The sequence below is a fragment of the Paracoccus sp. MA genome, from assembly GCF_020990385.1.
Classification (GTDB): Bacteria; Pseudomonadota; Alphaproteobacteria; order Rhodobacterales; family Rhodobacteraceae; genus Paracoccus.
Genome location: NZ_CP087598.1, coordinates 1,058,343 through 1,082,906 on the forward strand (window position 1 = coordinate 1,058,343; position 24,564 = coordinate 1,082,906).

24 protein-coding genes are annotated in these 24,564 nt (G+C 68.0%); 14 read left to right on the forward strand and 10 right to left on the reverse strand.

Going from position 1 to position 24,564, the window contains the following annotated elements; translation table 11 throughout:
- The first annotated feature begins 42 nt into the window (after positions 1–42).
- The 7 genes from LOS78_RS12340 (at position 43) to rnr (ending at position 9,226) form a co-directional block, all read left to right on the forward strand.
- Positions 43–915 (forward strand): LysR family transcriptional regulator, encoded by an 873-nt coding sequence (locus LOS78_RS12340; protein WP_230378412.1) that lies wholly within the window; start codon positions 43–45, stop codon positions 913–915.
- Positions 916–990: 75 nt separating this feature from the next.
- Positions 991–1,470 carry a formate dehydrogenase subunit gamma gene (locus LOS78_RS12345; protein WP_028716634.1) on the forward strand — a complete coding sequence of 160 codons (480 nt, stop codon included), beginning with the start codon at positions 991–993 and terminating at the stop codon, positions 1,468–1,470.
- On the forward strand, positions 1,467–2,993 hold the full coding sequence (locus tag LOS78_RS12350; protein WP_230378413.1) for an NADH-ubiquinone oxidoreductase-F iron-sulfur binding region domain-containing protein: 1,527 nt from the start codon (positions 1,467–1,469) through the stop codon (positions 2,991–2,993). The genes LOS78_RS12345 and LOS78_RS12350 overlap by 4 nt, the downstream gene beginning before the upstream one ends.
- A complete protein-coding gene (gene fdhF, locus LOS78_RS12355; RefSeq protein ID WP_230378414.1) occupies positions 2,990–5,869 on the forward strand; it encodes a formate dehydrogenase subunit alpha in 2,880 nt (959 codons plus the stop codon). The genes LOS78_RS12350 and fdhF overlap by 4 nt, the downstream gene beginning before the upstream one ends.
- Positions 5,870–5,873: 4 nt before the next feature.
- Positions 5,874–6,689, forward strand: coding sequence for a formate dehydrogenase accessory sulfurtransferase FdhD (gene fdhD, locus LOS78_RS12360; protein ID WP_028712198.1), 816 nt, complete (start codon positions 5,874–5,876; stop codon positions 6,687–6,689).
- A 6-nt stretch (positions 6,690–6,695) separates the two neighbouring features.
- Positions 6,696–6,917 carry a formate dehydrogenase subunit delta gene (locus LOS78_RS12365; protein ID WP_036697700.1) on the forward strand — a complete coding sequence of 74 codons (222 nt, stop codon included), beginning with the start codon at positions 6,696–6,698 and terminating at the stop codon, positions 6,915–6,917.
- Positions 6,918–6,961: 44 nt separating this feature from the next.
- Complete coding sequence (rnr, locus tag LOS78_RS12370; RefSeq protein WP_230378415.1) at positions 6,962–9,226, forward strand: ribonuclease R; 2,265 nt, start codon at positions 6,962–6,964, stop codon at positions 9,224–9,226.
- Positions 9,227–9,440: 214 nt separating this feature from the next.
- Here rnr and LOS78_RS12375 read toward each other — a convergent pair whose 3' ends face one another.
- Positions 9,441–11,039 carry a phosphoenolpyruvate carboxykinase gene (locus tag LOS78_RS12375; RefSeq protein ID WP_230378416.1) on the reverse strand — a complete coding sequence of 533 codons (1,599 nt, stop codon included), beginning with the start codon at positions 11,037–11,039 and terminating at the stop codon, positions 9,441–9,443.
- Positions 11,040–11,271: 232 nt separating this feature from the next.
- Here LOS78_RS12375 and LOS78_RS12380 point away from each other — a divergent pair, with 232 nt between their 5' ends.
- The 6 genes from LOS78_RS12380 to LOS78_RS12405 all read left to right on the forward strand — a co-directional run bounded on the left by LOS78_RS12380 (position 11,272) and on the right by LOS78_RS12405 (position 14,577).
- A complete protein-coding gene (locus tag LOS78_RS12380) occupies positions 11,272–11,700 on the forward strand; it encodes an HPr kinase/phosphorylase (RefSeq protein WP_230378417.1) in 429 nt (142 codons plus the stop codon).
- 8 nt (positions 11,701–11,708) lie between these two features.
- Complete coding sequence (rapZ, locus tag LOS78_RS12385) at positions 11,709–12,668, forward strand: RNase adapter RapZ (RefSeq protein WP_028712194.1); 960 nt, start codon at positions 11,709–11,711, stop codon at positions 12,666–12,668.
- A 24-nt stretch (positions 12,669–12,692) separates the two neighbouring features.
- Positions 12,693–13,118: a PTS sugar transporter subunit IIA gene (locus LOS78_RS12390; protein ID WP_028712193.1), complete on the forward strand. Its 426-nt coding sequence runs from the start codon at positions 12,693–12,695 to the stop codon at positions 13,116–13,118.
- Positions 13,115–13,405 (forward strand): HPr family phosphocarrier protein, encoded by a 291-nt coding sequence (locus LOS78_RS12395; protein WP_028712192.1) that lies wholly within the window; start codon positions 13,115–13,117, stop codon positions 13,403–13,405. The genes LOS78_RS12390 and LOS78_RS12395 overlap by 4 nt, the downstream gene beginning before the upstream one ends.
- A 9-nt stretch (positions 13,406–13,414) precedes the next feature.
- Positions 13,415–14,026, forward strand: a complete 612-nt coding sequence (locus LOS78_RS12400; RefSeq protein WP_230378418.1) for a TetR/AcrR family transcriptional regulator — start codon at positions 13,415–13,417, stop codon at positions 14,024–14,026.
- Positions 14,027–14,154: 128 nt separating this feature from the next.
- Positions 14,155–14,577, forward strand: coding sequence for a DUF2852 domain-containing protein (locus tag LOS78_RS12405; protein ID WP_230378419.1), 423 nt, complete (start codon positions 14,155–14,157; stop codon positions 14,575–14,577).
- 60 nt (positions 14,578–14,637) lie between these two features.
- Here the strand turns inward: LOS78_RS12405 and LOS78_RS12410 are convergent, their stop codons facing one another.
- The 5 genes from LOS78_RS12410 to LOS78_RS12430 are packed head-to-tail and all read right to left on the reverse strand — an operon-like array spanning position 14,638 to position 18,965.
- Positions 14,638–16,017, reverse strand: coding sequence for a glutamate--cysteine ligase (locus LOS78_RS12410; protein ID WP_230378420.1), 1,380 nt, complete (start codon positions 16,015–16,017; stop codon positions 14,638–14,640).
- A gap of 49 nt (positions 16,018–16,066) precedes the next feature.
- Positions 16,067–16,582, reverse strand: a complete 516-nt coding sequence (locus tag LOS78_RS12415; RefSeq protein WP_230378421.1) for a hypothetical protein — start codon at positions 16,580–16,582, stop codon at positions 16,067–16,069.
- Positions 16,582–16,998 (reverse strand): GNAT family N-acetyltransferase, encoded by a 417-nt coding sequence (locus LOS78_RS12420; RefSeq protein ID WP_230378422.1) that lies wholly within the window; start codon positions 16,996–16,998, stop codon positions 16,582–16,584. The genes LOS78_RS12415 and LOS78_RS12420 overlap by 1 nt, the downstream gene beginning before the upstream one ends.
- A complete protein-coding gene (gene dapE, locus LOS78_RS12425; protein ID WP_156929433.1) occupies positions 16,995–18,143 on the reverse strand; it encodes a succinyl-diaminopimelate desuccinylase in 1,149 nt (382 codons plus the stop codon). The genes LOS78_RS12420 and dapE overlap by 4 nt, the downstream gene beginning before the upstream one ends.
- A 27-nt stretch (positions 18,144–18,170) precedes the next feature.
- Positions 18,171–18,965 carry a sulfite exporter TauE/SafE family protein gene (locus LOS78_RS12430; protein ID WP_230378423.1) on the reverse strand — a complete coding sequence of 265 codons (795 nt, stop codon included), beginning with the start codon at positions 18,963–18,965 and terminating at the stop codon, positions 18,171–18,173.
- 144 nt (positions 18,966–19,109) lie between these two features.
- Here LOS78_RS12430 and LOS78_RS12435 point away from each other — a divergent pair, with 144 nt between their 5' ends.
- Entirely contained in the window at positions 19,110–20,765 is a 1,656-nt protein-coding gene (locus tag LOS78_RS12435) for an acyl-CoA dehydrogenase family protein (protein ID WP_230378517.1), read from the forward strand.
- 76 nt (positions 20,766–20,841) lie between these two features.
- Here the strand turns inward: LOS78_RS12435 and LOS78_RS12440 are convergent, their stop codons facing one another.
- Genes LOS78_RS12440 through cyoB form a run of 4 tightly spaced genes read right to left on the reverse strand, consistent with a single transcriptional unit; the run spans position 20,842 to position 24,559 of the window.
- Positions 20,842–21,555, reverse strand: a complete 714-nt coding sequence (locus tag LOS78_RS12440; protein ID WP_230378424.1) for an SURF1 family protein — start codon at positions 21,553–21,555, stop codon at positions 20,842–20,844.
- The gene (cyoD, locus tag LOS78_RS12445; RefSeq protein ID WP_028712183.1) at positions 21,552–21,932 is read right to left on the reverse strand and encodes a cytochrome o ubiquinol oxidase subunit IV; all 381 of its coding nucleotides are present in this window, start codon (positions 21,930–21,932) and stop codon (positions 21,552–21,554) included. The genes LOS78_RS12440 and cyoD overlap by 4 nt, the downstream gene beginning before the upstream one ends.
- A complete protein-coding gene (gene cyoC / locus LOS78_RS12450; protein ID WP_230378425.1) occupies positions 21,932–22,549 on the reverse strand; it encodes a cytochrome o ubiquinol oxidase subunit III in 618 nt (205 codons plus the stop codon). The genes cyoD and cyoC overlap by 1 nt, the downstream gene beginning before the upstream one ends.
- 3 nt (positions 22,550–22,552) lie before the next feature.
- On the reverse strand, positions 22,553–24,559 hold the full coding sequence (cyoB, locus tag LOS78_RS12455) for a cytochrome o ubiquinol oxidase subunit I (RefSeq protein WP_028712181.1): 2,007 nt from the start codon (positions 24,557–24,559) through the stop codon (positions 22,553–22,555).
- Between the last annotated feature and the right edge of the window lie 5 nt (positions 24,560–24,564).

Here is a 24,564-nt window from a genome sequence, read left to right on the forward strand (position 1 = left end):
TTGGAAAACGGAGAAGGCCGGCCGGGCGGGGAGGGCGGGTCCGTGATCGACAAGCTTTCCATGTTCATGGCCCTGGCGCGCGAGAAGCATTTCGGCCGCGCCGCCGAATCGCTGGGTATCACCCAGCCGACGCTGTCATCCGCCATCCGGGCGCTGGAGGAGCAGCTGGGCGTGCAGCTGGTGCGGCGCGGCTCGCGTTTCCAGGGGCTGACGCCCGAGGGTGAGCGCGTGCTGGGCTGGGCGCGGCGCATCGTCGCCGATGCCCGCGCCATGCAGGCCGAGATGCAGGCCAGCCGCAAGGGCGTGTCGGGGCGGCTGCGCATCGGCGTGATCCCCACCGCCATGCCGCGCATCGCCGAGTTGACCGGGCCCTTCCTGAGCCGCCATCCCAATGCCGGGGTCTCGATCCTGTCGCGCAGCTCGGACGAGATCCGCGACCAGATCGAGGCGCTGGAGCTGGATGCCGGCGTGACCTATCTGGACAGCGAGCCCCTGGGCCGGGTGCAGAGCCTGCCGCTGTATCGCGAGACCTATTGCCTGATCGACCGCAGCGAGCTGGGCGATCCGGTGGACTGGGCCGAGACCGCCACCCGGCCGCTCTGCCTGCTGACCCCGGACATGCAGAACCGCCGCATCGTCACCCGCCACCTGGTCGAGGCCGGGGCGGATGCGCTGCCGCGGGTCGAGTCGACCTCGATGCTGGCGATCCTGTCGCATGTGGCGACCGGCGACTGGGCGGCGATCCTGCCGCGGGCGCTGGCGCGCGGCCTGCCGCTGCCCGAAGGGGTTCGCGCGCGCGACCTGACCGGCGAGGGGCATATGGTGGGGCTGGTCGTCGCCCGGCGCGAACCGCATCCGCCCCTGGTCGAGGCGCTGATCCGCATCGTCTCATCGATTGATAGTTTCAATCGATAAACGATATATCACGATTGTTTCGTCTATCATCGGTCTCTAGTCTGGACAAAACAGCAGAGCCCGGACCACCTAGCCATGACCTCACCAGCGACCGACGCTGATTTCCTTCTGCGTCTCGACGAAATCATCGCCGCCCACAAGGGTCGCGAAGGGCCGCTTCTGCCCATCCTGCACGACATCCAGGCGGAATGGGGCCATGTTCCCGAGGAGGCGCAGCCGGTGCTGGCGGCCGCCCTGGGCATGACCCGCGCCGAGGTGCATGGCGTCGTCAGCTTCTATCACGATTTCCGCGACCATCCGCAGGGCCGGCATGTGCTGCGGCTGTGCCGGGCCGAGGCCTGCCAGTCGATGGGCGCCGATGCGCTGGCCGAGGAGGTGCGCGCCGCGCTGGGGATCGACTGGCACGAGACCACGCCGGACGGGCGGCTGACGCTGGAGCCGGTGTTCTGCCTGGGGCTTTGCGCCTGCGCGCCCTCGGCGCAGGTCGGCGACAGGCTGCTGGGCCGGGCGAATCTGGCCAAGGTGCGGCAACTGGTGGCGGAGGCGGGCGCATGAGGGTCTGGGTTCCCCTGGATGCCGCCGCAAGGGCGCTGGGTGCCGACGCGGTGGCCGAGACGCTGGGGCGCGAATTCGCCGTCACCCGCAACGGCACCCGCGGCATGATCTGGCTTGAGCCGCTGGTCGAGGTCGAGCGCGACGGCGTGCGCCACGGCTACGGGCCGGTCGGGCCCGAGGATGCGGCCTCGGTCGCCGAGGCGATCCGCACGGGCGGCGAGCATCCTCTGGCGCTGGGGCCGGTCGAGGAATTGCCCTGGATGAAGGCGCAGAGCCGGCTGACCTTCGCCCGCGTCGGCGTGATCGACCCGCTGTCGGTCGAGGAATACGAGGCGCATGGCGGGCTGGCCGGGCTGCGCCGCGCCCTCGGCATCGGGCCGGAGAAGATCGTCGAGGAGGTCACCGAATCCGGGCTGCGCGGCCGGGGCGGCGCCGGGTTCCCGACCGGGATCAAGTGGAAGACCGTGGCCGGCGCCAAGGCCCCGCGGAAATACATCGTCTGCAATGCCGACGAGGGCGATTCGGGCAGCTTTGCCGACCGCATGCTGATGGAAGGCGATCCGCTGGTCCTGATCGAGGGCATGGCGATCGCCGGCATCGCCGTGGGCGCGGTGCAGGGCTATGTCTATATCCGCAGCGAATATCCCGACGCGATCCGGCTGATGGAGGCCGCCATCGGCAAGGCGCGGCAGGCCGGCATCCTGGGCCAGTCGGTGCTGGGATCAGACCATGCCTATGACATGGAGGTGCGGGTCGGCGCCGGCGCCTATGTCTGCGGCGAGGAGACCAGCCTGCTCAACAGCCTGGAGGGCAAGCGCGGCGTGGTCCGCGCCAAGCCGCCGATCCCGGCGCTGGAGGGCTTCCTGGGCCGGCCGACAGTGGTGAACAACGTGATCTCGCTGGCCTCGGTGCCCTGGATCCTGACCCATGGCGGGGCGGAATACGCCAAGCTGGGCATCGGGCGGTCCAAGGGCACGATCCCGATCCAGATCGCCGGCAACGTGAAATATGGCGGGTTGTTCGAGGCCGCCTTCGGCATGAGCCTGCGCCAGATCATCGAGGAGATCGGCGGCGGCACCGCCTCGGGCCGGCCGGTCAAGGCGGCGCAGGTGGGCGGGCCGCTTGGTTCCTACATCCCGCATTGGAATTTCGACGTGCCCTTCGGCTACGAGGAACTGGCGACGAAAGAGGGCCTCTTGGGCCATGCCGGCATCACCGTCTTCGACGACACGGCCGACATGCTGAAGCTGGCGCGCTTCGCCATGGAGTTCTGCGCCGTGGAAAGCTGCGGCAAATGCACGCCCTGCCGCATCGGCTCGGTCCGGGGCGTCGAGACCATCGACCGCATCGCCCAGGGCGACGAGACGGGGATCCCGATCCTGACGGATCTGTGCAACACGATGAAATGGGGCTCGCTTTGCGCGCTGGGGGGCTTTGCGCCCTTCCCGGTCATGTCGGCGCTGACCCATTTCCCCGAAGATTTCAGCGGGCGGCGAGAGCCGCGCAAGGAGGCCGCAGAATGAAAGATTTCATCATTCCCGACCGCGACATGGGCACCCCGGCGGTCAAGTCCGACGTCACCGTGAACCTGCTGGTGGACGGGATACCGGTTTCGGTCCCCGCCGGGACATCGGTGATGCGCGCCGCTGCCGTGGCCGGGATCTCGGTGCCCAAGCTCTGCGCTACCGATCATCTGGAAGCCTTCGGCTCCTGCCGGCTTTGCGTGGTGCAGATCGAGGGCATGCGCGGCCTGCCGGCATCCTGCACGACCCCGGTGGCCGAGGGCATGGTGGTCCATACCCAGACCGACGAGGTCGCGCAGATCCGCAAGGGGGTAATGGAGCTTTACATCAGCGACCACCCGCTGGACTGCCTGACCTGCGCCGCCAACGGCGATTGCGAGCTTCAGGACATGGCCGGCGCCGTGGGCCTGCGCGAGGTGCGCTATGAGCCGGGCGCGAACCATTTCGCCCGCCGCGACGCCGAGGGGCCGAATCCGGAATACCGGCCCAAGGACCAGTCGAACCCCTATTTCACCTTCGACCCGGCGAAATGCATCGTCTGCTCGCGCTGCGTCAGGGCCTGCGAGGAGGTGCAGGGCACCTTCGCGCTGACCATCGAGGGGCGGGGCTTCGACAGCCGCGTCTCGGCCGGGATGGAATCGGACAGCTTCCTCAGCTCGGATTGCGTCAGCTGCGGCGCCTGCGTGCAGGTCTGCCCGACCGCGACGCTGATCGAGAACAAGGTGATCGAGATCGGCACGCCCGAGCATATCGTCAAGACGACCTGCGCCTATTGCGGCGTCGGCTGTTCCTTCGACGCGCATATGCGCGGCGAGGAGGTGGTGCGCATGGTGCCCAGCAAGGACGGCAAGGCGAACCACGGCCACAGCTGCGTCAAGGGCCGCTTCGCCTGGGGCTATGCCACGCATCGCGAACGCCAGACCCAGCCCATGCTGCGCGAGCGGATCACCGATCCCTGGCGCGTGGTCAGCTGGGACGAGGCGCTGGACTTCGCCGCCACCCGGCTGCGTCAGGCGCAGGACGATTTCGGACGCGATGCCATCGGCGTCATCACCTCGTCGCGCTGCACCAACGAGGAAACCTATCTGGTGCAGAAGCTGGCGCGCGCCGTCTTCCACAACAACAACACCGACACCTGCGCCCGGGTCTGCCATTCGCCGACCGGCTACGGGCTGAAGACCACCTTCGGCACCTCGGCGGGCACGCATGACTTCGATTCGGTCGACGATACCGATCTGGCGCTGATCATCGGCGCCAACCCGACCGACGGCCATCCGGTCTTTGCCAGCCGGCTGCGCAAGCGGCTGCGCGAGGGGGCCGGGCTGATCGTTCTCGATCCGCGCCAGATCGACCTGCTCAAGACCCCGCATATGGGCGAGGGGCTGCACCTGCCCCTGCGGCCCGGCACCAATGTCGCCGTGCTGACCGCCATGGCGCAGGTGATCGTGGCCGAGAAGCTCTATGACGAGGCCTTCATTCGCGAACGCTGCGACTGGGACGAGTTCCTGGCCTATGCCGAGTTCCTGATGGACCCGCGCCATGCGCCGGAAGAGGTCGAGAAACTGTCCAAGGTCCCGGCCGAGCTGATCCGCAAGGCCGCCCGTGCCTATGCGGCCGCGCCGCGCGCCAGCATCTATTACGGCTTGGGCGTGACCGAGCATTCGCAGGGCTCGACCACGGTGATGGCCATCGCCAACCTGGCGATGATGACCGGCAATATCGGCCGGACCGGCACCGGCGTGAACCCGCTGCGCGGCCAGAACAACGTGCAGGGCTCCTGCGACATGGGCAGCTTCCCGCATGAATATCCGGGCTATCGCCATGTCTCGGACCCCGAGGCGCGGGCGATCTACGAACGCGCCTGGGGCGTCGAACTGTCGCCCGAGCCGGGCCTGCGCATCCCCAACATGTTCGACGAGGCGCTGGCCGGCCGCTTCAAGGGGCTTTACTGCCAGGGCGAGGACATCGTGCAATCCGACCCCGACACCCGGCACGTCACCTCGGCGCTGTCGGCGATGGACATCGTCATCGTGCAGGACCTGTTCCTGAACGAGACCGCGAACTATGCGCATGTCTTCCTGCCCGGTTCCAGCTTCCTGGAAAAGAACGGCACCTTCACCAATGCCGAGCGGCGCATCAACATGGTCCGCCGCGCCATGACGCCGAAGAACGGCTACGAGGACTGGGAGGTCACGCAGCTGCTGGCCAACCGCATGGGCGCGGCCTGGTCCTATACCCACCCGCGCGAGATCATGGCCGAGATCGCGCTGACCACGCCGAGTTTCGCCGGGGTCAGCTACGACCTGCTGGACCGCGAGGGTTCGGTGCAATGGCCCTGCAACGACAAGGCGCCGCTGGGCACGCCGGTCATGCATATCGACGGCTTCGTGCGCGGCAAGGGCAAGTTCGTCCATACCGAATATGTCGCGACCGAGGAACGCACCGGGGCGCGCTTCCCGCTCTTGCTGACCACGGGGCGGATCCTGTCGCAATACAATGTCGGCGCGCAGACCCGGCGGACCGACAACAGCGTCTGGCACCCCGAGGACATCCTGGAGATCCATCCCTCGGACGCCGAGAACCGCGGCATCCGCGAGGGCGACTGGGTGCGCGTGGCCTCGCGTTCGGGCGACACCTCGCTTCGGGCGCATATCACCGAGCGGGTGGCGCCGGGGGTGGTCTATACGACCTTCCATCACCCGACGACTCAGGCCAATGTGGTGACCACGGACAATTCCGACTGGGCCACCAACTGCCCCGAGTTCAAGGTGACGGCCGTGCAGGTCAGCCCCTCGAACGGCCCCTCGGAATGGCAAGAGGAGTATCGCCATCATTCCGACCTCGCCCGCCGCATCCTGCCCACCGCTGCCGAGTGACGGCATGCGGGACGTGACGGCCGGCGTGCTGCGCTGGGACGGCGAAGGCCGGGGCGGCGGCTGGCGGCCCATCGAGCCGCCCCCGGCGCCGCAGGAATGCCCCGTGGCCATCGTCATCGACGGCATGAGCCAGGCGGTGCTGATGGCGACGCCGCATGACCTGCGCGACTTCGCGCTGGGATTCGCCCTGACCGAGGGGCTGATCGCCGCGCCCGGCGATGTCGAGGGCTTCGAGGAGGCCGAGGTCGAGGCCGGCGGCTTCCCGGCGCGCGAGGCGCGGCTGTGGCTGCGCCCCGGCCTTGCCGCCCGGCTGGCCGAACGGCGGCGCAGCATGGTCGGCCCGGTGGGCTGCGGGCTTTGCGGCGTGGACAGCATCGAGGCGGCGCTGCCCCGGATCGTGCCGGTCGCCTCGGACTGGTCGATGCCGCCCGAGGACGTGGCCCGCGCCATGGCCGCGCTGTCCGAGGGCCAGGTCCTGCGCCGCCGGACCCCGGCCATCCACGGCGCCGCCTTCTGGGACGGCGCCCGCGCCGTGACGCGCGAGGATGTCGGCCGCCACAATGCGCTGGACAAGCTGGCCGGGGCTTTGGCCCAGGCCGGGCTGGCGGCGGGGCAGGGCGCCGTGGTCATGTCCTCGCGCCTGTCGGTCGATCTGGTGCAGAAGGCCGCCCGCATCGGCGCCCCGATCCTGATCGGTGCCAGCGCGCCGACGGCGCTGGCGCTCGGCTGGGCCGAGCGCGCCGGCATCACCCTGATCGCCCGCGCCCGGCAGGCGAGCTTCGATCTTTACACCCACCCCCGGCGCATTGCCGGAAGCTGAGGCGACATGTCCCACGACCATTCCAAGCTGATCCGCATGGCCACGCAGATGGCGCAGTTCTTCACCAGCCAGCCCGACCGGCCGGCGCCCGAGGCGGTGGCCGCGCATATCAACGATTCCTGGTCGCCGCGGATGCGGCAGGATTTCGTGGACCAGATCCGCGCCGGGGCCGAGGCCGACCCGGTGGTGCGCGAGGCCGCGGCCTTCGTCCGCCTGCCCGCCGCCTGATTTTGCCCCTGCCGCCCCGTCCGGCAGCATGCTAGCGTGACGGCATGGCACAGCTACCTTCCCGTCAAGAGATTCTCGACTGGGTGTCCGCCCATCCGGACGCCACCGCCAAGCGCGACATCGCGAAAGCCTTCGGCATCAAGGGCGCCGAGCGCATCGAGCTGAAGCGGCTTCTGAAAGAGCTGGAGGCCGAGGGCCTGCTGGAACGCCGCCGCCGCCATTACCACGATGCCGAGCGGCTGCCGCCGGTGACGGTGCTGCAATTGCTGCCGCCCGACCGCGACGGCGACATCTTCGCCAGGCCCTTGGAATGGCAGGGCGAGGGGCCGATGCCGCGCATCCTTTACGCGGCGCTGAAATCCGATCCCGCCGTGGCGCCGGGCGAGCGCATCCTGGCCCGGCTGATCGAGACCCGGGGCGAGGATCACGACTATCAGGCCAGGCTGATCCGCCGCATCGGCACGGTGCAGCACCGCATCGTCGGCATCTTCCGCGCGGCCACCGGCGGGCCCGAGGCGGGCGGCCGCATCCTGCCCATCGACAAGGGCCAGGACAAGGAATGGCAGGTGCGCCCCGGCGATGCCCATGGCGCGAAAAGCGGCGAGCTGGTCGAGGCCGAGCAGGTCGGCCCGCGCGGCCGCCTGGGCCTGCCGCTGGCGCGGATCGTCGAGCGGCTGGGCGACCCCTCGGCGCCCAGGGCCGTCAGCCTGATCGCCATCCACCAGCACGGCATTCCCGACGATTTCCCCGATGAGGCGATCGCCGAGGCCGATGCCGCCCGTCCCGCGACGATGAAGAACCGCGAGGACCTGCGCCACCTGCCCTTCATCACCATCGACCCCTCGGATGCCCGCGACCGCGACGATGCCGTCGCCGCCGAGACGCATGAGGATGGCGGCGCCACGGTCTGGGTCGCCATCGCCGATGTGGCGCATTACGTCCGCCCCGGCTCGGCCCTGGACCGCGAGGCGCGCAATCGCGGCAATTCCACCTATTTCCCCGACCGGGTGGTGCCGATGCTGCCCGACATCCTGTCGAGCGACCTGTGCTCGCTGCATCAGGGCGTGGACCGGCCGGTGATCGCGGTCAGGATGCGGCTGGACGCGCAGGGCAACAAGACCGGCCACAGCTTCCATCGCGGCATGATCCGCTCGGCCGCGAGCCTGGCCTATGAACAGGCGCAGGCGGCGGCGGACGGCAATCCCGACGAGCAGACCGCGCCGCTGGTCGAGCCGGCGATCCGGCCGCTCTGGCATGCCTACGGGCTGCTGAGGGCCGCGCGAGCGCGCCGCCAGCCGCTAGAGCTGGACCTGCCCGAGCGCAGGATCGTACTGACCGCCGACGGAAGGGTGAAATCGGTCAACTTCCGCGAACGCTACGATGCGCACCGGCTGATCGAGGAATTCATGGTGCTGGCCAATGTCGCCGCCGCCGAGGAACTGGAACGGCTGCGCCGGCCGCTGCTCTATCGCGTACACGAGGAGCCGACGGTGGAAAAGCTCGACGCGCTGCGCGAAGTGGCCGAGGCTTCGGGATTCACGCTCGCCAAGGGCCAGGTCTTGCAGACGCGCCACCTGAACCGGCTGCTGGAACAGGCCGAGGGTTCGGAATTCGATGAGCTGATCAACATGACGGCGCTGCGCTCGATGCAGCAGGCCTATTACAACCCCGAGAATTTCGGCCATTTCGGGCTGGCCCTGCGCTCCTATGCGCATTTCACCTCGCCGATCCGGCGCTATTCCGACCTGATCGTGCATCGTGCGCTGATCATGGGCCATAAATGGGGCGATGACGGGCTGTCGGCGCAGGATATCGAGATGCTCTCGGATACCGCGCAGCATATATCCGAGACCGAGCGGCGCTCGATGGCGGCGGAACGCGACACCACCGACCGCTATCTCGCCGCCTATCTGGCCGACCGGGTGGGGGCCGAGTTCACCGGCCGCATCAGCGGCGTGCAGAAATTCGGCGCCTTCGTGCGGCTGGACGAGACCGGGGCGGACGGGCTCTTGCCGATCCGAGAGATCGGCCGGGAATATTTCCATTACGACCCGGATGCGCAGGTGCTGATGGGCTCCGAGACCGGCCTGGAAGTCGGCATCGGCCAGCGCGTGACCGTGCGGCTGACCGAGGCGGTGCCGCTGACCGGCGGGCTGATGCTGGAACTGCTGGAAGTCGAGGGCCGGCCGCTGCCGCAAGGGTCAGGCGGCGGGCGCGGCAAGGGACCGATGCGCAAGCGCGCCACCCAGGCGCGGCTGGCCGAGATCAAGCGCGCGCAGAAGCGCCGGCGGGTGCGGCGGCAACATTGATAAGAGGGGGCTTTGCCCCCGCGCGTTCCGCGCTCCCCCAGGGTATTGGGAAAACAGAGAAAGCCGCGAGGGATGCAGGGCTTCTTTCTTGCCCAAATATCCTGCGGGGGAGTCGGCCGCAGGCCGGCGGGGGCGCAAAGCCCCCTTAGGCGGTGCCGAAAGCGAAAAGGGCGGCCCCGTGGGACCGCCCTTCGCATCATCTCTCCGTCAGGCTTCAGCCGATGGCGGCGGCGCGGACGTCGTCGTCGATCTTGTCGGCATATTGCGCGAAATTGTCGCTGAACATGCCGACCAGCTTGCGGGCCTGGGCGTCATAGGCGGCACCATCCGCCCAGGTCTGGCGCGGGTCGAGCAGCCGGTCCTCGACGCCGGGCACCGAGACCGGGACCTCGAAGCCGAAATTCGGATCCTTGCGGAACTGGGCGTTGTTCAGCGAGCCGTCCAGCGCCGCGGTCAGCAGGGCGCGGGTGGCCTTGATCGGCATGCGCTTGCCGGTGCCGAAGGCGCCGCCGGTCCAGCCGGTATTGACCAGCCAGCAGGCCGCGCCGGTCTTGGCGATCTTTTCCTGCAGCAGCTTGCCATAGACTTCCGGGCGGCGCGGCATGAAGGGGGCGCCGAAGCAGGTCGAGAAGGTCGGCGTCGGCTCGGTCACGCCGACCTCGGTGCCGGGCGTCTTCGAGGTGAAGCCCGACAGGAAGTGATACATCGCCTGCGCCGGGGTCAGCCGCGCGATCGGCGGCAGAACGCCATAGGCGTCGCAGGTCAGCATGATCACGTTCTTCGGCTGGCCGCCCAGCGAGGTCGGCGAGGCGTTCGAGATCTGCTCCAGCGGATAGGCGCAGCGCATGTTGTCGGTCAGCGAGTTGTCCTCGAAGTCCAGTTCCAGCGTGTCGGGGTCGTAGACCATGTTCTCGATCACCGTGCCGAACTTGTAGCAGGTGGCGTGGATCTCCGGCTCGGCCTCGGCCGAGAGGTTGATGGTCTTGGCGTAGCAGCCGCCCTCGAAGTTGAAGATGCCGGTGTCGGACCAGCCATGCTCGTCATCGCCGACCAGCGTGCGCGAGGGATCGGCCGAAAGCGTGGTCTTGCCGGTGCCGGAGAGGCCGAAGAAGATGGCGCTGTCGTCCGGGTTGCCGAGCGCGTGGTTGGCCGAGCAATGCATCGGCATCACGCCCTTTTCCGGCAGGATGTAGTTCAAGAGCGTGAAGACCGATTTCTTGTTCTCGCCGGCATAGGCGGTATTGCCGATCAGGATCAGCTTCTTGTCGAAATTCAGCGCGATCACGGTTTCCGAGCGGCAGCCGTGGCGGGCCGGATCGGCCTTGAACGAGGGGCAGTTGATGATGGTGAATTCCGGCGCGAAGCTGGCCAGCTCGGCCGCTTCGGGACGGCGCAGCAGGTTGCGGATGAACAGCCCGTGCCAGGCCAGTTCGGTCACGACCCGGACGTCGAGGCGCAGGGCAGGATCCGCGCCGCCGTAGAGGTCCTGAACGAAATAGTCCTTGCCCTTCATGTGTTCCAGCATGTCGGCATGCAGCCGGTCGAAGGCCTCGGGCTCCATCGGGCGGTTGTTTTCCCACCAGATGCTGTCTTCCACCGCGGGGGTGCGCACGACATGTTTGTCCTTGGGCGAGCGGCCGGTATGGGCCCCGGTCGAGACCAGGAAGGTGCCGCCAAGGCCCAGCTTGCCTTCGCCGCGCTGGATGGCCGCCTCGATCAGCGCCGGTTCGAGCAGGTTGTAGTGGACATTGCCGAGCCCCGTGATCCCCTGGTCTTCGAGACGGCAATTCGGATTGACGCGCGGTTCGCTCATGGCACCTGTGCTCCTGCTTGAATTCCGGGCCGGCAACCGGCCGTTGCGCGTCCTATAACACGGCATTTCCCGGGCGAAAGCGCACTTATGGACAGGGTTAGCGCAATCAGAGACGGTTAGCGCTATCATTTGCCGAAGCGTGGCCTTGCCCGCAAGAATCCGCCACAAGGACAGCCGGCCCGGCATCGCGGATCGGGGCGATTCGGCCGGGGGTGAAACGGAGGCGCGCGCGATGATCCTGCATGCATCCTGCATTGCCCATCGGGGCAGGGGGCTGCTGATCCTGGGGCCTTCGGGATCGGGGAAATCCGGCCTGGCGCTTGAAATGATGGCCCTGGGCGCGGCGCTGGTGGCGGACGACCGCACCGTGCTGCGCCGCGAGGGCGCCGCCGTCATTGCCGATGCGCCCGATTCGATTCGCGGCCGCATCGAGGCGCGCGGCGTCGGCATCCTGCATGCCGTGCCGCACGGGCCGGTCGAACTGGCGCTGGCGGTCGATCTGGAGCGCCCCGAGCCGGACCGCCTGCCGCCCGACCGCCGCCTTGACCTTATGGGCAGGTCCTTGCCCCTTGTCCTTGGCGCGGGCCGTGTTCATCTTGCGTCAACATTGTTGCAATATCTTGTGGCCGGACGGGCGGACACGGATTTGCGCGAGAGGTAGGCCGAACCATGCCGGAGGCGAGAAGCCCCTTGGGCAGTCAGGACGAGCAGGCCCAGCGGCTGGTGCTGATCACCGGGCCGTCCGGGGCTGGGCGCTCGACGGCCATCAACGTGCTTGAGGATCTGGGCTACGAGGCCATCGACAACCTGCCGCTGTCGCTGGTGCCGCGGCTGCTGGACGGGCCGGCCCGGCCGGTGCCGCTGGCGCTGGGTCTGGATGTCCGCAACCGCGACTTTTCCGTCGCCAACCTGACCGAGCTGATCGACAAGCTGACCCGGCTGCCCGAATACGCGCCCGAGGTGCTGTTCCTGGACTGCACGACCGAACAGCTTCTGCGACGGTTCAATGAAACCCGCCGTCGCCATCCGCTGCGGGCCGAGGGCTCGCCGCTGGACGCCATCCGGGCCGAGCGCGACATGCTCGCCCCCATCCGGGCCCGGGCCGACGTGCTGGTCGACACCTCGGACCTGTCGCCGCATGACCTGAAGGCGGAACTGGCCCGCTGGTTCGAGACCGAGCCGGGGCGGCGGCTGACCGTCTCGGTCCAGTCCTATTCCTACAAGCGCGGGGTGCCGCGCGGCGTGGACATGATGTTCGACTGCCGATTCCTCGCCAACCCCCATTGGCGGGCGGAACTGCGGCCGCTGGACGGCCGCGACCCGCCGGTTCAGCAATATGTGATGGCCGATTCGCGGTTCGACGAGTTCTTCCGCAAGGTGCTGGATCTTGTGCTTTTCGCCCTGCCTGCCCATCTGGAAGAGGGAAAGGCCCACCTGGCGATCGGCTTCGGCTGCACCGGGGGGCGACACCGTTCTGTCACAATGGCGGAAAAAATGGCAGATGCGCTTGCGAAAGCAGGCTGGCAAGTGTCAATTAGACATCGGGAACTTGAACGCCGTGAAAAGGCGCCGGCACCTGGGGATGAGGGTCCTGTTCGGGCCTCTCGCACAGCTTTGGCGCAAGGGTGAACGGCTGGTGCGTGGTGAGGCGAATTGATCGGAATTGTCATCGTGGCGCATGGTGGGCTGGCCAGGGAATATCTCTCGGCGGTCGAGCATGTCGTGGGGCCGCAGACCGGGATCAAGGCCGTGACGATCGAGGAAAACCATGATCGCGGCGAGAAGCAGGCCGAAATCTGCGCCGCCGCCGATGCGGTGGATGCGGGCGACGGCGTGGTGGTGGTGACGGATCTGTTCGGCGGCTCGCCCTCGAACCTGTCGCTGATGGCCTGTGCGATGCGGAATCGCTCGATTCTCTACGGGGCGAACCTGCCGATGCTGGTCAAGCTGGCCAAATCGCGCAAACTGCCGGTTGCGGATGCGGTATCGCTGGCCAAGGATGCGGGACGCAAGTACATCAACAGCTATGACGTCCTGCCTGCCGATGTGCTTCCCATCCCGAACCGTGCCGCTTCATGAATGACATGACCAACGGGGCCGTCACCCGCGAATTGGCGATCATCAACGAAAAGGGCCTGCACGCGCGGGCCAGCGCGAAATTCGTCGAGACGGTCGAGCGTTTCGACGCCCAGGCCACCGTCGAGAAGGACGGGATGAGCGTCTCGGGCGATTCGATCATGGGCCTGCTGATGCTGACCGCGCCGCGCGGCAGCACCATCCGCGTCACCACGCGCGGCGCGCAGGCGGCCGAGCTGGCCGATGCGCTGAGCGCGCTGGTCGGGGACTATTTCGGCGAAGGCATGTAAGGGCCGGACATGGCCCGATCCTCCTATCACCATGGCAACCTGCGCCAGGCCCTTGTCGAGGCCACGGTGCGGCTGATCGAGGAGAACGGCCCGCAGGCCTTCACCCTGGCCGAGGCCGCGCGGCTGGCCGGGGTCAGCGCCGCCGCGCCCTATCGCCATTTCACCGGCCGCGAGGACCTGCTGGAAGAGGTCGCCCGGCAAGGGTTCGAGGAATTCGCCGACAGGCTGGAGACCGCCTTCGACGAGGGGCGCCCGCGGCCGCTGACCGCCTTCCTGCGCATGGGACAGGAATACCTGAGCTTCGCGGCCGAGCGGCGCGGCTTCTACATCGCCATGTTCGAATCCGGCATCTCGATCGCCGGCAATGCCGGGCTGTCGCAGGCCTCGGAACGGGCGCGCGGCATCCTGGTGCGCGGCGCCGAGGCGCTGTTCGCGCAGCTGCCCGCGGGGCGCCGCCCGCCGCCCGGCATGGTCGCGGACCACATCTGGGCGCTGAGCCACGGCGTGGTCGAGCTGTTCGGCCGCGGCAAGCCCGGATCGCGCTCGCCCATCTCGCCGGCCGACATGCTGGAAAGCGGCGCGCTGATCTATCTGCGCGGCCTGGGCGTGATCCCCGACTGAACGCGGCCCGACCGGCGAACCCGCCACCCGAAAATCCGGCAGAAAATTTTCGCCGCTTCCCTTGAACCCGGCGGACTCGGCTCCATCTATGTAAATGTGATTAACATTCACATCGGAAAGGGACCGCAATGAACACTGACATCGCCCCGCGCCCCTCCGCCTTCGACCGGATCGGCGCAGCACTGGCCGGCATCCGGGACTGGCTGGACGAACGCGGGAAGGGCGCCTGGATCGCCGCCATGATCCTGACCTTCATCGCCTGCTGGCCCTTGGGCCTTGCCATCCTGGGTTACATGATCTGGAGCAAACGCATGTTTTCCTGTCGCCACCGCCATCATCACCACGGCCGCCATTATCGCCACGGTTTCGGCGCGCCGACCGGCAACAGCGCCTTTGACGCCTATCGCGAGGAAACGCTGAAGCGGCTGGAGGACGAGCATCGCGAATTCCTCGACTTCCTGCAGAAGCTGCGCGAAGCCAAGGACAAGGCCGAGTTCGACCAGTTCATGCAGGGCCGCAGCCAGCCGCAGCCCCCCGCGCCGCAGGCGTGAACCGGCGCAGGCGTGATGCGAACGTGATGCGAAAAGGGCCGGGGATCACCCGGCCCTTGGTCAATAGGAATACTCGGCGTAGATGCGGCTGAGATCGCCCGCCCATTCGCCGTGATATTTCTCCAGCAACTCGTCGGCGGGCACCTTGCCCGTCTCGACGCTTTCCCTGAGCGCGTTCAGGAAATGCGTCTCGTCCGGGACCAGTCCGCCCGAGCCGGTGCGGGCCCGCGCCTTCAGCCCGGCTTCCGAGATCGCCAGCACCTCGCGCGCTAGGTCGCGCATCTTCACGCCGTTCACCTCGGCATCCAGCGCCTTGAGCCCGGCGCCGCGCCGCCAGGCCTCGCGCGTCTCGGCATCCCAGCCCTTGACCAGGTCCCAGGCCGCGTCCAGCGCCGACTGGTCATAGACCAGCCCCACCCAGAGCGCCGGCAGGGCGCAAAGCCGCCGCCAGGGGCCGCCGTCGGCGCCGCGCATCTCGATGAATTTCTTGACCCGCGCCTCGGGGAAGACCGTGGTCAGGTGGTCGGCCCAGTCCGACAGCGTCGGGATCTCGCCCGGCAGCGCCGGCAGCTTGCCCTGCAGGAAATCGCGGAAGCTCTGCCCCAGCGCGTCGATGTATTTGCCGTCGCGATAGACGAAATACATCGGCACATCGAGCACGTAATCGACCCAACGCTCATAGCCGAACCCGTCCTCGAAGGCGAAGGGCAGCATGCCGGTGCGCGCCGCGTCGAGATTCTGCCAGATATGCGCGCGCCAGCTTTTCCAGCCGTTCGGCTGGCCGTCGAGGAAGGGCGAATTGGCGAAAAGCGCATTCGCCACCGGCTGCAGGGCCAGGGCCACGCGCAGCTTCTGCACCATGTCGGCTTCGCTGGCGAAGTCGAGGTTCACCTGCACGGTGCAGGTGCGATACATCATCTGCGTGCCCAGCGTGCCGACCCGGCCCATGTAATCGGTCATCAGCCGGTAGCGCCCCTTGGGCATCATCGGCATCTGCTCCTGCGTCCAGATCGGCGCGGCGCCCAGGCCGATGAAGCCCGCGCCCAGCTCGTCGGCGACGGTCTTGACCTCGGCCAGGTGGCTGTTCACCTCGTCGCAGGTCTGGTGGATGGTCTCCAGCGGCGCGCCCGAGAGTTCCAGCTGCCCGCCCGGCTCCAGGCTGACATTGGCGCCGTCCCGCTCCAGCCCGATGATGTTGCCGGCCTCCAGCACCGGGGTCCAGCCGAAGCGGCTCTGCAACCCCTCCAGCATGGCCTTGACCGAGGGCTGGCCGGGCGCGGCCTCATAGGGCAGGGGCATCAGGTCGGCATGGCGATAGCCGAATTTCTCGTGCTCGGTGCCGATGCGCCAGGCGTCGCGCGGTTTTTCGCCCGCGGCGAGATACTCGGCCAGTTGTTCGGGACGCTCGATCGGGCCGCCGCCCTGTTGGGGAATGGACATCGGTGGCCTTTCGTTTGCCTTGCGTGCCACAGGTGGCAAGCGCGGCGCGTCAAGTCAAGCGGGCGCGAACCGGCCTCGTCCAAACGGTCTGGATCGCGGGCGCATCCGGCGCCAGCGCCGAGGCGAGGCGCCCCATCTCGATCCCCGGCAGCGTGGCGAAGGCACCGGCCAGATGCTCGGCCCCCGCCGCATCGACGGGGATCAGCAGCGCCTGGCCGTCGCCGCTTTTCAGCCGCCAGTGCCGGCGGCCGTTCAGCCGCATCAGCCGGATCTCGGCCAGCTCGCGCAGCGCGATCTCGCCGCCCAGCAGCCGGCTGGGCGACAGGTAGCGGATCGCGCCCTCGTCCAGCTCGACCATGCCGGGGCCGAGCGTGTCGTGGCGGAAGCGCATCCGCCGCCGCGCGTCCAGCGCCCAAAGCGCCGAGGCCGCGGCAATGACCGCGCCGATGGGCCACAGGATCCAGCCGCCCAGCGAGAACACCCACAGCCCGAACCCGGTCGCGGCCAGCGCGGCGCCGGTTTCGGCCCAGGGGCGCAGCTTCTCGGCCAGTTCCGGGCGGATCATCAAAGCTCCAGCGCCATGTCGCGATGCGGGATGCCGGCGTCGTCGTATTCGGGGCCGTAAGCGGCAAAGCCCAGCTTCTCGTAAAAGCCGATGGCATGGGTCTGGGCGCCCAGCTTGGCGCGGGTGACGCCGGGCAGGGCGCGCAGCTCGTCCAGCGCCGCGCGGATCAGCGCCGCGCCGGTCCCGGTGCCGCGCGCCGGTTTCAGCACCGCGACGCGGCCGATCTTGCCGGTCGCGCCCTCGACCAGGATGCGGGCGGTGCCGACGGCCCGGCCGCTGTCATCCCGCGCCAGCAGGTGGATCGCCGCGTCGTCGCGGCCGTCCCATTCCTCGGCCTCGGGGACGTTCTGCTCGACGATGAAGACCTCGCGGCGGATGGCGCGGCAGGTGTCGAGGTCGGTGGTCTTCTCGATCATGCGAAATAACGCTCCAGGATGCGGCGATAGATCCGGGCAAGCTGGCGGACCTGATCGGCCGGCACGCGCTCGTCCACCTGATGCATGAAATGCCCGACCAGCCCGAATTCAAGCACCGGGCAATGATCCTTGACGAAACGCGCATCCGAGGTGCCGCCCGAGGTCGAGAGCACGGGGATCAGCCCGGTCTCCTCCTGCACCACCTCGGCGACCAGATCGACGAAGGGGCCGGGCCGGGTCAGGAAGCTTTCGCCCGACACATCGGTCGAGATGGCGAAATCCACCCTGGTCTCGGCCGAGATCGCCGCCGCGCGGGCGCGGATCATCCGGTCGAGGCTCTCCGAGCTATGGGCGTCGTTGAAGCGGATGTTGATCACCGCCCGCGCCCGTTCCGGGATCACGTTCGAGGCCGGGTTGCCGCAATCCACCGTCGTCACCTGCAGGCCCGAAGGGTCGAAATGCTCGGTCCCCTCGTCCAGCGGCGTCTCGGTCAGCTCGTTCAGCAGCCGCACCAGCGCGTGCAGCGGGTTGCGGGCGCGATGCGGATAGGCGGCGTGGCCCTGGATGCCATGCGCCTCGATCTGCAGGGTCATCGAGCCGCGCCGGCCGATCTTGATCATCTCGCCCATGCGGTCGGGATTCGAGGGCTCGCCGACGATGCAGACATCCATCCGCTCGCCCCGCGCCGCCATCCAGTCGAGCAGCGCGCGGGTGCCGTGCTTGCCGGGGCCCTCCTCGTCGCCGGTGATGGCCAGGATCACCGCGCCGTCCGGCGGCGGCGTCTCGGTCACGAAACCGATGGCGGCGGCGGCGAAGGCGGCGACGCCGGATTTCATGTCGGTGGCGCCCCGGCCCCAGATCCAGCCGTCCTGCTCGTGCCCGGAAAAGGGCGGATGCGTCCAGCTGGCCGGATCGCCGGGCGGCACCACGTCGGTATGGCCGTTGAAGCCGAAGCTGCGCGCGCCCCTTGCCCCCCAGCGCGCGAACAGGTTCGGCACCCCCTCGCGGTCCACGCGGTGACATTCGAAACCCGCCGCGCCCAGCACGGTCATCAGCAGGCTCAAAGCGCCGCCCTCGTCGGGCGTGACCGAGGCGCAGCGGATCAGCCTTGCGGTCAGTTGGGCGGGGTCGGGGATCAGGGTCATGGCGGGCCTTTCGCTTTTGGCCTGTGGTTACACCGCCGGACCCGCAAGCTCCAGCGCGCGGCGCAGCAGGTTGGCGCCGGTCAGCGCCAGCAGGATCAGCGTCCAGCGCCGGAACCGCGCCGCGTCCAGCCGGTCATGCGCCAGATAGCCCAGCCCCATGCCGACCAGCGCCGGGACGACGAGGATCGCCGAAAACGGCAGGGTCTGGGCGTTCAGCAGCCCCGATTGCAGATGCGAGACGGTCAGCACCGCCGCGCCCAGGAAGAACACCACCCCCTGCACCCGCATCTGTTCCTGCTTGGGCGCATGCAGCGACAGCAGCAGCACCAGCAGCGGCGGCCCCCAGATGCCCGAGATGCCGCCGATCAGCCCGCCGACGACCCCGGTCGCGATCTCCATGCGCCGGCGGTGATGCACCGGCAGGACCAGGCTGCGGCCCAGGATCTGCCACAGTGCGAAACCCGAGATCGGCAGGCCGATGATGGCATACATCAGCCATTGCGGCACCCGCGGGGCAAAGAAGGCGCTGACCGGGATGAACAGCACCACCATGCCGATATGCCAGCGATAGGCCCAGCTTGCCTGCCAGGCCGGCCGCCAGCCGCCGCGCAGCGCCTGGCGGATATTGGTGACCAGCACCGGCAGGATCACCGCCGCCACCGCCTGCTGCGCGGTCAGGAAGGACCCCAGCGCCGCCAGCATGATCATCGGCATGGCAAAGCCGATGGCGCCCTTCACGAAGCCGGAAAACAGCGTGATCGCGATGGCGGTCCAGAAATGGAAGGGGTCGAGGCCGAACATGGCCGCAGGTTGCTGCGCCACGCCGCCCGCCGCAAGGGCCGTTCTTGCGCAATCTGCGGGACATTTTAGTTCGCGTTTCGTCTGGATTTCGCATGATAGTTGCGCTGCGGTTGCGAAACGGCTAGTCATGCTGCAACGCCGCACAAGGAGTCTGCCATGAAGGACATGCCCCCGATGCCCCCGATGCCAGCCGATACGCCCTCCGCCCTGCTGGCGCTTGCCGCCGCGGCCCTGCCGGAGCTTGAAACCCTGCAATCGCGCGCCACCGAGGCGCTGCGCGCGCTGGTCGCCCCCTCGGGCAAGCCGCAGCCGGCCTTGCTGGAACAGCATCAGCATGCCGCCCATGCGCTGTCCTGGCTTGCCACCTATGTCGAATCGATTCGCCAGCTGACCGGCTGGGCGGCGCGGCTGGCCGAGGCGGGCAGCCTGGGCCGGACCGAGGCGCTGATCCTGCAGATCGGCCTGGGCGAATACCTGACCCAGATCGCCGGCGGCATCCCGATGAGCCAGACGGAATTCGCCCGGCTTGCGGACCTCGGGATCGACTGGCAGCCGGGCGAGGCGGCGGCGGGGCTGATGCGCGGCAACACCGCGCCGGCACGGGCCGAGCTGGCGCGGCTGATGCAGGACAATCAGGGCCGCGCCACCTTCGGGGCCACCGGGCTGGACGAGGACCTGGAGATGATCCGCGACCAGTTCCGCCGCTATGCCGAGGAGCGGGTGATCCCCAACGCCCATGAATGGCACCTGAAGGACCAGCTGATCCCGATGGAGATCATCGAGGAACTGGCCGAGCTCGGCGTCTTCGGCCTGACCATCCCCGAGGAATTCGGGGGCTTGGGCCTCTCGAAAGCCTCGATGGTGGTGGTGACCGAGGAATTGTCGCGCGGCTATATCGGCGTGGGCAGCCTCGGCACCCGCAGCGAGATCGCGGCCGAGCTGATCCTCTGCGGCGGCACCGAGGAGCAGAAAGCGAAATGGCTGCCGGGCCTCGCCTCGGGTCAGATCCTGTCGACGGCGGTCTTTACCGAGCCGAACACCGGCAGCGACCTGGGCAGCCTGCGCACCCGCGCGGTCAGGGACGGCGACGACTGGGTGGTCACCGGCAACAAGACCTGGATCACCCATGCGCAGCGCACGCATGTCATGACGCTCCTGGCCCGCACCGACCCCGAGACCACCGACTGGCGCGGGTTGTCGATGTTCCTGGCCGAAAAGACACCGGGCACCGACGACGATCCCTTCCCGACCCCCGGCATGACCGGCGGCGAGATCGAGGTCCTGGGCTATCGCGGCATGAAGGAATACGAGCTCGGCTTCGACGGCTTCCGCGTCAAGGGCGAGAACCTGTTGGGCGGCGAGCCGGGGCGCGGCTTCAAGCAGCTGATGGAGACCTTCGAATCGGCGCGCATCCAGACCGCCGCCCGCGCCGTGGGCGTGGCGCAATCGGCGGCCGAGATCGGCATGCGCTATGCCATCGACCGCAAGCAGTTCGGCAAGTCGCTGATCGAATTCCCGCGCGTTGCCGACAAGCTCGCCATGATGGCGGTCGAGATCATGGTCGCCCGGCAGCTGACCTATTTCAGCGCCTGGGAAAAGGACCACGGCCGGCGCTGCGACCTGGAGGCCGGGATGGCCAAGCTTCTGGGCGCCCGCGTCGCATGGGCGGCGGCGGACAATGCCTTGCAGATCCACGGCGGCAACGGTTTCGCGCTGGAATATGCCATCAGCCGCGTGCTGTGCGATGCGCGCATCCTCAACATTTTCGAGGGCGCGGCCGAGATCCAGGCCCAGGTGATCGCGCGCAGGCTGCTGGACTGACCGCGACGGCCCCGCTCTGCGGCGGGACGGCTGTCCCTGCCGCCGGCCGGGCAGGGCGCGCTGCCGGCGCGCGGGTTCAGGACCGGCCGCTGCCGCGGTCGTCCCGCCGTCCCCGGCGCCAGGCCCAGAAAAGCCAGCCGGCCCATAGCGCCGCCAGCGAGAACCAGGTCAGCGCATAGCCCAGATGGCTGTTGCGGAAACGGATCACGGTCAACCCGCCTGTGGGTTGCGCGCCGTCGCCCTGGGCATCGGCGTCGAGGAACCAGGGCGCCACCGGGCCCAGCCCCTGCGCCGCGGCGATGGCGGCCGTGTCGCGGGAATACCAGCGCCCGGCCCCGGGGTCGTTGCCGCGCAGGAAGGCGCCGCCGGGCTGGCTCATGCGCAGAAGGCCCGTCACCGTCACCTCGCCGCCCGGCAGGGGGCGGTCGTCGCGGGCGGCATCCGCGACGAAGCCGCGATTGACCAGCACGGTCCAGCCCTGCGCGGTCTGCATCGGTGTCATCACCCAGAAACCCGGGCCGCGTTCCGTCACCGCCTTGACCAGCGTGTCGCTGTCCGCGCGATAGGTTCCCGTCACCGCGATGCGGCGATATTCCGCATCGCGCGCGTCCATCCCCGCCCATTCGGCAGGTCCGGGGGCGGGGGCGGGCGGCTCGGCCAGACGCGCCTCGACCCGGGCGATCAGGTCGGTCTTCCAGGCCAGCCGCTGCACCTGCCAGACCCCCAGCGCCATCAGCGCCAGGAACACCGCCAGCGCCCCGGCCGGCGCCGCCAGCCGGCGCAGGGTCACGAACCGAAGCCCTGCATCAGCTCATGGTCCATCTGCGGCATCATGTTGGTGTTCATGTGATACATGACCCAGAGCGAGCCGGCCAGCAGGATGACCACCACCACCACGGTGAAGATGGTCGAGAGCATGGTCCAGCCCTCTTCCTGCCTGCCGTTCATGTGCAGGAAATAGACCATGTGGACCAGGATCTGCACCACGGCGAAGCCGATCACCGTGACGGCGGTCAGCGCCCGGCTTTCGAAGCCGCCGGCCATGACCAGGCCGAAGGGGATCGCGGTCAGGATCACCGAGAGCAGGAACCCCTTGAGGTAAGAGGCATGGCTGCCATGGTCGTGGCCGTGATCGTCGTGATGCGCATGAGCGTGTTCGGCGGACATCAGATCATCCCCAGCAGATAGACGAAGGTGAAGACGCCGATCCAGATGACGTCGAGGAAGTGCCAGAACATCGACAGGCAGACCATGCGGCGCTGGTTCGCCGGGATCAGCCCGGTGCGGGTGATCTGCACCATCAGCGTCACCAGCCAGATCGAGCCGAAGGTGACGTGCAGCCCATGCGTGCCGACCAGCGTGAAGAAGGCCGACAGGAACCCGGACCGCTGCGGCCCGGCGCCGATATGGATCAGGTGGTGGAACTCGTAAAGCTCGATGCCCAGGAAGCACAGGCCGAAGAACAGCGTCACCGCCAGCCAGCGCAGCGTGCCGCGCTGGTCGCCCTTGCCCATGGCCAGCATGGCGAAGCCGAAGGTGATCGAGGACAGAAGCAGCATGGCGGTGTTGACCGCCACCAGCTCCAGGTCGAACAGATCCTTCGGTCCCGGCCCGGCGGCGAAGCTGGTGCCCAGCACGCCATAGACCGCGAAGAGCACCGCGAACATCAGGCAGTCGCTCATCAGGTAGACCCAGAAGCCCAGGCTGGTCGAGGCGCCCTCGGGGTGGTGATGGGGCTCAAGCTCCCAGTATTGGCGCATGGTGTCGGTTGTCGCGTGGCTCATCTCTCAAACCCCCTGCGCAAGCTGGCGCGTCCGGGCATCCTCGGTCGCCTCGATCTCCGAGGCGGGGATGTAATAGTCGCGGTCGTAGTTGAAGGTATGGGCGATCCCGACGGCGATGATGCCCAGGAAACTAGCCGCCGCCAGCCACCAGACATACCAGACCAGCGCCATGCCGCAGATGGTCGCCAGCGCGGCCAGGATCACGCCGGTGCCGGTGTTCTTCGGCATGTGGATGGGCATGAAGCCGGCGGTCGGGCGGGCGGCGCCCTGCTGCTTCATCTCCCACCAGGTATCCAGCCCGTGCGAGATCGGGCTGAAGGCGAAGTTGTAGGCCGGGGGCGGCGAGGAGGTCGCCCATTCCAGCGTCCGCCCGTCCCAGGGATCGCCGCTGACGTCGCGATAGTCCGGGCGGTTGCGGCGCAGGATCGAGACGCCGAACTGCACGAACATGGCCGCGATGCCCGCCGCGATCAGCACCGCGCCGAAGGCGGCGATGGCGAACCAGATCCGCAGGTCGGGATCGTCGAAGACGCGCAGCCGCCGGGTCACGCCCATCAGGCCCAGGATATAGAGCGGCATGAACGCGACCCAGAAGCCCACGACCCAGAACCAGAACGAGACCTTGCCCCAGAACACATCGAGCTTGAAGCCGAAGGCCTTCGGCCACCAGAAGTTGATCGCCGCGAACAGGCCGAACAGCACGCCGCCGATGATGACGTTGTGGAAATGCGCAATCAGGAACAGCGAGTTGTGCAGCACGAAGTCGGCAGGCGGCACCGCCAGCAGCACCCCGGTCATGCCGCCCACGACGAAGGTCAGCATGAAGGCCACCGTCCACATCATCGGCAGCTCGTAGCGGATGCGGCCGCGATACATGGTGAAGAGCCAGTTGAAGAGCTTGGCCCCGGTCGGGATCGAGATGATCATCGTGGTGATCCCGAAGAACGAGTTCACCGACGCGCCCGAGCCCATGGTGAAGAAATGGTGCAGCCAGACCAGATAGCTCAGCACCGTGATGCAGACGGTGGCATAGACCATCGAGGAATAGCCGAACAGCCGCTTGCCCGAGAAGGTCGAGGTGACTTCCGAAAACACGCCGAACAGCGGCAGGATCAGGATATAGACCTCGGGGTGGCCCCAGATCCAGATGAGGTTGATATACATCATCGGATTGCCGCCAAGGTCGTTGGTGAAGAAATTGGTGCCCACGTAGCGGTCCAGCGTCAGCAGGATCAGCGTCATGGTCAGCACCGGGAACGAGGCGACGATCAGGATATTGGCGCAGAACGAGGTCCAGGTGAAGATCGGCATCCGCATCATGGTCATGCCCGGCGCCCGCATCTTCAGGATCGTCACCAGCAGGTTGATGCCCGACAGCGTGGTGCCGACGCCGGCGACCTGAAGCCCCCAGATGTAATAGTCCACCCCGACCCAGGGGCTGTAGCCGATGCCCGACAGCGGCGGAAAGGCCAGCCAGCCGGTCTGCGCGAACTCGCCCAGAAACAGCGAGGCCATGGTGATGACCGCACCCCCCACCGTCATCCAGAACGAGAAGTTGTTGAGGAAGGGGAAGGACACGTCGCGCGCGCCGATCTGCAACGGCACGACATAGTTCATCAGCCCGGTGATGAAGGGCATCGCCACGAAGAAGATCATGATGACGCCATGCGCCGTGAAGATCTGGTCGTAGTGATGCGCGTTCAGGTAGCCCTCGGAGCCGCCGAAGGCCCAGACCTGCTGCAGCCGCATCATGACCGCATCGGCAAAGCCGCGCAGGAACATGATCAGCGCCAGGATGATATACATGATGCCGATCTTCTTGTGGTCGACCGAGGTGAACCACTCGCGCCAGAGCCAGCCCCAGAGCCGGTATCGCGTCAGCGCCGCAAGCAGCGCGATGCCGCCCAGGGCGACGACGACGAAGGTGGCCCAGACGATCGGCTCCTTCGGGATCGCGTCCCAGTTCAGCCGGCCGAGAAGAAAGGTGGTCTCGTTGGAAAAGGTAGCCATGCTTT

Excerpts from the sequence above, each read along its gene's own strand:
- LOS78_RS12345 (WP_028716634.1), top strand. The coding sequence starts at position 991 with ATGACCTCACCAGCGACCGACGCTGATTTCCTTCTGCGTCTCGACGAA.
- LOS78_RS12350 (WP_230378413.1), top strand. The coding sequence starts at position 1,467 with ATGAGGGTCTGGGTTCCCCTGGATGCCGCCGCAAGGGCGCTGGGTGCC.
- fdhF (WP_230378414.1), top strand. The coding sequence starts at position 2,990 with ATGAAAGATTTCATCATTCCCGACCGCGACATGGGCACCCCGGCGGTC.
- fdhD (WP_028712198.1), top strand. The coding sequence starts at position 5,874 with ATGCGGGACGTGACGGCCGGCGTGCTGCGCTGGGACGGCGAAGGCCGG.
- LOS78_RS12365 (WP_036697700.1), top strand. The coding sequence starts at position 6,696 with ATGTCCCACGACCATTCCAAGCTGATCCGCATGGCCACGCAGATGGCG.
- rnr (WP_230378415.1), top strand. The coding sequence starts at position 6,962 with ATGGCACAGCTACCTTCCCGTCAAGAGATTCTCGACTGGGTGTCCGCC.
- LOS78_RS12375 (WP_230378416.1), bottom strand. The coding sequence starts at position 11,039 with ATGAGCGAACCGCGCGTCAATCCGAATTGCCGTCTCGAAGACCAGGGG.
- LOS78_RS12380 (WP_230378417.1), top strand. The coding sequence starts at position 11,272 with ATGATCCTGCATGCATCCTGCATTGCCCATCGGGGCAGGGGGCTGCTG.
- rapZ (WP_028712194.1), top strand. The coding sequence starts at position 11,709 with ATGCCGGAGGCGAGAAGCCCCTTGGGCAGTCAGGACGAGCAGGCCCAG.
- LOS78_RS12395 (WP_028712192.1), top strand. The coding sequence starts at position 13,115 with ATGAATGACATGACCAACGGGGCCGTCACCCGCGAATTGGCGATCATC.
- LOS78_RS12400 (WP_230378418.1), top strand. The coding sequence starts at position 13,415 with ATGGCCCGATCCTCCTATCACCATGGCAACCTGCGCCAGGCCCTTGTC.
- LOS78_RS12405 (WP_230378419.1), top strand. The coding sequence starts at position 14,155 with ATGAACACTGACATCGCCCCGCGCCCCTCCGCCTTCGACCGGATCGGC.
- LOS78_RS12410 (WP_230378420.1), bottom strand. The coding sequence starts at position 16,017 with ATGTCCATTCCCCAACAGGGCGGCGGCCCGATCGAGCGTCCCGAACAA.
- LOS78_RS12415 (WP_230378421.1), bottom strand. The coding sequence starts at position 16,582 with ATGATCCGCCCGGAACTGGCCGAGAAGCTGCGCCCCTGGGCCGAAACC.
- LOS78_RS12420 (WP_230378422.1), bottom strand. The coding sequence starts at position 16,998 with ATGATCGAGAAGACCACCGACCTCGACACCTGCCGCGCCATCCGCCGC.
- dapE (WP_156929433.1), bottom strand. The coding sequence starts at position 18,143 with ATGACCCTGATCCCCGACCCCGCCCAACTGACCGCAAGGCTGATCCGC.
- LOS78_RS12435 (WP_230378517.1), top strand. The coding sequence starts at position 19,110 with ATGCCCCCGATGCCCCCGATGCCAGCCGATACGCCCTCCGCCCTGCTG.
- cyoD (WP_028712183.1), bottom strand. The coding sequence starts at position 21,932 with ATGTCCGCCGAACACGCTCATGCGCATCACGACGATCACGGCCACGAC.
- cyoC (WP_230378425.1), bottom strand. The coding sequence starts at position 22,549 with ATGAGCCACGCGACAACCGACACCATGCGCCAATACTGGGAGCTTGAG.
- cyoB (WP_028712181.1), bottom strand. The coding sequence starts at position 24,559 with ATGGCTACCTTTTCCAACGAGACCACCTTTCTTCTCGGCCGGCTGAAC.